At 43.5% G+C, this 5,805-nt stretch carries 6 protein-coding genes and 3 pseudogenes; 7 read left to right on the top strand and 2 right to left on the bottom strand.

Features of this window, described 5'->3' with window-relative positions:
- The 3 pseudogenes from BCU91_RS20560 to BCU91_RS20550 form a co-directional block, all read left to right on the top strand.
- A pseudogene (locus BCU91_RS20560) lies at positions 1-102 on the top strand (coproporphyrinogen III oxidase); the annotation flags it as partial.
- 29 nt (positions 103-131) lie between these two features.
- A pseudogene (locus tag BCU91_RS20555) lies at positions 132-280 on the top strand (coproporphyrinogen III oxidase); the annotation flags it as partial.
- 35 nt (positions 281-315) lie between these two features.
- Positions 316-461, top strand: a pseudogene (locus BCU91_RS20550) (coproporphyrinogen III oxidase); the annotation flags it as partial.
- Here the strand turns inward: BCU91_RS20550 and BCU91_RS07005 are convergent.
- A complete protein-coding gene (locus BCU91_RS07005) occupies positions 458-895 on the bottom strand; it encodes a group II truncated hemoglobin (protein WP_102436288.1) in 438 nt (145 codons plus the stop codon). The pseudogene BCU91_RS20550 and the gene BCU91_RS07005 sit on opposite strands and share 4 nt — an antisense overlap.
- Positions 896-1,090: 195 nt before the next feature.
- Between BCU91_RS07005 and BCU91_RS07000 the strand changes: the two genes are divergently transcribed.
- Genes BCU91_RS07000 through BCU91_RS06985 form a run of 4 tightly spaced genes read left to right on the top strand, consistent with a single transcriptional unit; the run spans position 1,091 to position 4,919 of the window.
- On the top strand, positions 1,091-2,473 hold the full coding sequence (locus tag BCU91_RS07000; protein WP_102531182.1) for an amidohydrolase: 1,383 nt from the start codon (positions 1,091-1,093) through the stop codon (positions 2,471-2,473).
- Positions 2,474-2,484: 11 nt separating this feature from the next.
- The gene (locus BCU91_RS06995) at positions 2,485-3,753 is read left to right on the top strand and encodes an amidohydrolase family protein (protein WP_102531181.1); all 1,269 of its coding nucleotides are present in this window, start codon (positions 2,485-2,487) and stop codon (positions 3,751-3,753) included.
- A 46-nt stretch (positions 3,754-3,799) separates the two neighbouring features.
- Positions 3,800-4,615 carry a shikimate dehydrogenase gene (gene aroE, locus BCU91_RS06990; RefSeq protein WP_102531180.1) on the top strand — a complete coding sequence of 272 codons (816 nt, stop codon included), beginning with the start codon at positions 3,800-3,802 and terminating at the stop codon, positions 4,613-4,615.
- 25 nt (positions 4,616-4,640) lie between these two features.
- The gene (locus tag BCU91_RS06985) at positions 4,641-4,919 is read left to right on the top strand and encodes a DUF1488 domain-containing protein (RefSeq protein WP_102436280.1); all 279 of its coding nucleotides are present in this window, start codon (positions 4,641-4,643) and stop codon (positions 4,917-4,919) included.
- A 74-nt stretch (positions 4,920-4,993) separates the two neighbouring features.
- On the opposite strand, the gene BCU91_RS06980 is transcribed toward BCU91_RS06985, so the two are convergent.
- Positions 4,994-5,545: a gamma carbonic anhydrase family protein gene (locus BCU91_RS06980; protein WP_102436278.1), complete on the bottom strand. Its 552-nt coding sequence runs from the start codon at positions 5,543-5,545 to the stop codon at positions 4,994-4,996.
- Positions 5,546-5,805: the final 260 nt, after the last annotated feature.

Raw genomic sequence — 5,805 nt, 5'->3', positions numbered from 1 at the left:
GTTCGCTGGGAGTATGGCTTTACCCCAGAAGAAGGCTCCCAAGAGGCGGAGCTATACGAGCGCTACCTTAAACCACAAGATTGGTTGAAGCTGGAAAGCTAGCTTTAAATGAGTCGGTATAATTTAGTCGACAGATTGGTGGGGCGGAATCGATTCTAATGTCTATGCTTCATCATTAGTTCGCTGGGAATATGGCTTTACCCCAGAAGAAGGCTCCCAAGAGGCGGAGCTATACGAGCGCTACCTTAAACCACAAGATTGGTTGAAGCTGGAAAGCTAGCTTTAAATGAGTCGGTATAATTTAGTCGACAGGTTGGTGGCGGTGCGGAATCGATTCTAATGTCTATGCTTCATCATTAGCTCGCTGGGAATATGGCTTTACCCCAGAAGAAGGCTCCCAAGAGGCGGAGCTATACGAGCGCTACCTTAAACCACAAGATTGGTTGAAGCTCGAAAGCTAATCTTTATTACGCATATTATTGGCAAGCTGCGAAATGGCCTGAAATATCACTTGTTGATGTTCAGGCTTTTTTATTGCCTCAGCAATGGCTTGCTCCATACAGGTTAACCATTGATCAACCATCGTTTGGTCAATATCAAACGGCATATGCCGTGCCCGTAATGCCGGGTGGCCATACTTTTGCTGATAAAGCTGTGGGCCACCTAACCAGCCACTTAAAAACTCAAATAACTTTTGTTGTGAATCTTTAATTGGAGCGCGATGAATAGCTAGTAGCGGCTGTGTGTCTTCACGGCTTTGCATCTGCTGGTAAAAGTTTTGGGCAATTAAGCGAATGGTCTTCTCGCCACCAATTAAATCATAGGCATTGGACTGATTTGGATCTCGGTCATCAGGTTGCGCCTTATTGCTAAAAAGTTTTTTTAACCAATTCATGGTATCGACACTGAGTATAAGTAATGAAAGTGGCTTGATTATAACGATTAATCCCGTTTATATCTCTCGCTTTACTAAGCCATAAACATATTTTGTTAATGTTTTGCTAAATTTATCTGTTGTGATGTCAGATGCTTATCGGATAACTTAGGCGTTCTAATAACAATAATAACAATAATAACGAGGACCGAGATCATGGCCAAGATGGCACCAAGATTAATTGTAATTGCGATTTCAACAGCCCTGCTTGGCTGTAACTCAGCCCAGCAAGACCCTAAAGTTAGTATTAATAAAAATCCCTACCCAAGTACTTACCAAGTGATGCCAAGAACATCGACCTTGCTGATTAACGCTACTGTGCTAACAGGTACAGGTGAAAGAATCGACGGCGCTGATGTCCTAATGATGGATGGCAAAATTAATGCGGTTGGCAGGCAATTAAGTCAAGACAATGTCACTGTGATTGATGCTAGCGGTAAATGGATAACCCCAGGTATTGTAGATGTTCACTCACACCTTGGCGTGTATCCAAGCCCTAGCGCAGATGCCCATGGCGATGGCAACGAAGTGACCTCTCCCAATACCGCTGAAGTGTGGGCAGAGCATAGCGTATGGCCGCAAGATCCGGGGTTTAATCGTGCCCGTGAAGGTGGTATCACCACTTTACAAATCTTACCTGGCTCTGCCAATTTAATTGGTGGTCGCGGGGTGACCTTAAAAAACATCCCAGCAACCACCATGCAAGGCATGAAGTTCCCCCAAGCCCCTTATGGATTGAAAATGGCCTGTGGTGAAAACCCTAAAGGTGCCTATGGCAGAAAGCGTAAAGAAGCGCCCATGACCCGAATGGGTAATATGGCGGGTTATCGTCAAGCTTTCATTGAGGCCACTGAGTACAAGCGAGCTTGGGATAAATATGATGCGGATTATGCTGCTGGTTTAAACCCATCAGCGCCAGAGCGAGATCTTACCAAAGACACTTTACGCGGCGTGTTAGAGGGTGACATTTTAATTCATAACCATTGTTATAAAGCGGAAGAAATGGCGATGATGGTGGATTTAGGCAAAGAGTTTAACTATCACTCCGGTACATTCCACCATGCAATTGAAGGTTATAAAATAGCTGAGTTGTTAGCTGAAAATGGTAACTGCGCCGCAATGTGGCCTGATTGGTGGGGCTTTAAAATGGAAGCCTATGACATGGTGGTTGAAAATGCAGCCATCGTAGATGCGGTTAACAACTCCTGCGCTGTGGTGCATTCCGACTCTAGCGTGACCATTCAGCGCCTTAACCAAGAAACCGCCAAAATTATGCATAGTGCTAATCAAAACGGTTTTGATCTAAAAGAAGAACACGTTATTGGTTGGATCACCTCGAATGCGGCCAAGTCATTAGGTATTGCAGATAAAACCGGTTCCCTTGAAGTGGGTAAAAACGCCGATGTGGTAATTTGGAATAGCAATCCATTTAGTGTGTATGCCAAAGCTGAGCAAGTGTTTATCGATGGCGCCAAAGTGTTTGATCATCAAGACGATGCTTACCGCGCTAAAAGTGATTTCATGCTAGGTCAACAATAAGGAGCAATACAATGAAAAAGTTTAACCAATCACTGGTCGTTGTCGCTATGCTCGCGAGTTTGACCCCAATCATCGCGTCTGCTGCAACCACGGCAATTACTAATGTTAAGGTATATACCTCAACTGAACAGGGCGTACTTGATAGTGCTACGGTTGTCATTGAAGATGGCCACATCATCGCTGTAAATGCTAAGCAATCAAATGACTCAGCAGTTATTGCGGATAATATTATTGATGCAAAAGGCAGTGTATTAACCCCAGGCTTTATTAGCTCAATGAACTACTTAGGTTTGGTGGAAATCGGTCAAGAAAAAATAACCCGTGATGTTAATGCTAAAGACGCTGATATCAGCTTCGACCCAAGCTTAGCCTTTAACCCTAAAAGTAGCGCAATTGCCTTTGCCCGCAAAGGCGGCATTAGCCGCAATATCGTGGTACCAGGTGGTGGAGAATCAATTTTTTCAGGCCAAGCTATTGAAGTCGAGCTAACAGGACACTGGGATAGTGTGGTCGCAACTGAAAAAGCCGTATTGGTGCAGTTAGGCGCAGTGCATGAAGGCTCACGTATTATCGGTATGCAACAACTGATTAATAAACTTGAAGCAAGACAAACAGCTTTAGCTGCGGATAAACAAGCTGATGCTAAAAAAGCCGATGCGACAAAACCGCCAAGCAAAGAAGAGTTACTACTCAATGCTGTACTTGCAGGTGATATCACTATGGTGGTTGATGTCGACAGAGCCAGTGACATCTTGCAACTAATTAACTTAAAAGCTCGCTTTAACCTCGATTTGGTATTACTTAAAGCTGCCGATGCTATTGTGGTTGCAGAGCAATTGGCCGCCGCAAACATACCTGTGGTGATGGACGCGATGCGCAATTTACCTGAAAGTTTTGACTCTTTACATAATTCACTGGATAACGCCGGAAAATTAAGTAAAGCTGGGGTCAAAGTGATACTGGCGACACCGGGTGATGCCCATGGCATTTATGGTTTACGTTACGCAGCAGGTAATGCGGTTGCCAATGGCATGGATTATAATCAAGCCATGGCGTCAATAACCGCTAATGTTGCTGATATCTTCCATCTAGATGCTGGTCGCATTGCCACAGGAAAACCTGCAGATATGGTGCTTTGGAGCGGTGATCCATTTGAGTACAGTAGTGCGATTCAAACAATGTGGATTAACGGTGAAGTGCAAAACATGCAAAGTCGCCAAGATGAGCTACGCGACCGCTATATTCAGAAGTCGACTATGCCACAAGCTTATACTCAATAAGCCATGCTCATAAGTTGAATTAATAATTAGGGAATAGAGAAAGTTAATGACCGATAAGTATGCAGTATTTGGCAATCCAATTGCACAAAGTAAATCGCCATTCATTCATACTGAGTTTGCGCGTCAAACTGGACAGGACATTAGCTATCAAGCAATTCTTGCACCTGTGGATCAGTTTTCTCAGTCCCTAATGGCTTTTTTCAATGACGGTGGCAAAGGCGCCAATGTAACCGCGCCTTTTAAAGAGCAAGCTTATGCCATATGTGATGAGTTAAGTGATCTTGCAAAACTGGCAGGAGCCGTGAATACCCTTATCTATTTAACTGATGGACGCATTCGTGGTGACAATACCGATGGTATTGGCTTAGTAAACGATGTCATGCAGCACTTTGGTGCTTTAAAGGGTAAACGCGTATTGTTAATCGGAGCGGGTGGCGCAGCACGGGGTTGCCTTAAACCATTACTAGAATCACAGGCTCAAGTAACCATATGTAATCGCACCTATGCTAAAGCGCAAACCTTGCAAGCTATTTTCGCTGAGTATGGACGTGTGCAGGCAACTCCCGTCGATGAGCTCAATAACAGCTTTGATATTGTGATTAATTCGACTTCAGCCGGATTAGCCGGTGAGTTGATTAAATTACCTGAACAGATCATAGCAAGTCACACCAACTGCTATGACATGTCATATGGTGCTGAGACTACCTTATTTAACCAATGGGCATTAGCAAACGGCGCGCAATCCGTTGCCGATGGTTTGGGAATGCTGGTGGGACAAGCTGCACAAAGCTTTTATATTTGGCGCGGTGTTAAACCGGCTACTCAGGCTATTCATCAAACGCTAAGAGCACAACTTAAATAAACCAATAAAACACCGAGTACTCAAGATGAACCAAAGTGTAATATTTACCGATCTCGTTGAATGGAATACTCAACAACAAACAATGCTGTTTAGTGCTCAAGTGCAAGGCATGAATATCAATTGCATTGTTAGCAAGGAAAAGTTGTTACAGCTAATAAGCAGTGAACAAACTGCAGCTGAACAACCTATGCAAGCAGAACAGGCATTAGCAATATTCGAACGAGTACGTTTTGATCTAGAAGATATAGCCGAAGAGATGATAGAAGCAGAAGAATTTGATCCGCAGGGAAACATTACTATATAAGAGTCTTATCGCTTTACACAATCAATTATAGCCCTACTAGCTATTTCTATCATAACAGTAGGGCACAATTATAATTATCTTGTAGTCTGCAGATCTACTAAGTATTCATTTTTCAATCTGACATAGTTATCAGCTGATTGTGGTAAGAAAGCTATTTCATTATCAGTTAAGGGGCGAACCTGTTTACAAGGGCTTCCTACATAAAGAAAACCACTTTGCAGTACTTTCCCTGGTGGCACTAAAGAACCTGCGCCGATAATCACATCATCCTCAACAATCGCGCCATCCAATAAAATGGCTCCCATGCCAACCAAGACCCGATTACCAACCGTGCAACCGTGCAGCATAGCTTTATGACCAATAGTGACATCATCACCAATGATCAGCGGATTACCCTCAGGCTTTGATGGAGACTTGCGGGTCACATGAAGAACTGAACCATCCTGCACATTACTGCGCTTGCCAATACGAATAATGTTCACGTCACCACGGGCAGCGACCATAGGCCAAATACTCGCATCATGGTCTAGGGCGATATCACCCACTAAAACAGCTGTACTATCTACATAGACATTATCTGCCAATTGAGGATGAATACCTTGATAACAACGAATAGAGCTAAACATATAAAATCCCTGATTTGTTTAATTGCACCCAGTATAAAGCCAAAAAGTCGCTGTTGGGGGCTAAAAATGAATAAAAACTAGCTGATGAGTTTAAAATCCCAGCAAGCAAACAGGTAAAGGCATTTTTATGCATAAAAGCCCTTGCGCTAAATCTTAACTTGCCTATAATGCGCATCCACTGACACGGCGACAGGCCAATAGCCTCAAGGTGTTAGCGTTAATTAAGCTGCTTTTAAAGCTTCATAATTAACCGGTTGAAA

It is taken from the genome of Shewanella sp. 10N.286.52.B9, assembly GCF_002873635.1.
GTDB lineage: Bacteria > Pseudomonadota > Gammaproteobacteria > Enterobacterales > Shewanellaceae > Shewanella.
The sequence above is the reverse complement of the archived record's forward strand: the minus strand, read 5'-3'. Positions and strand labels throughout refer to the sequence as shown.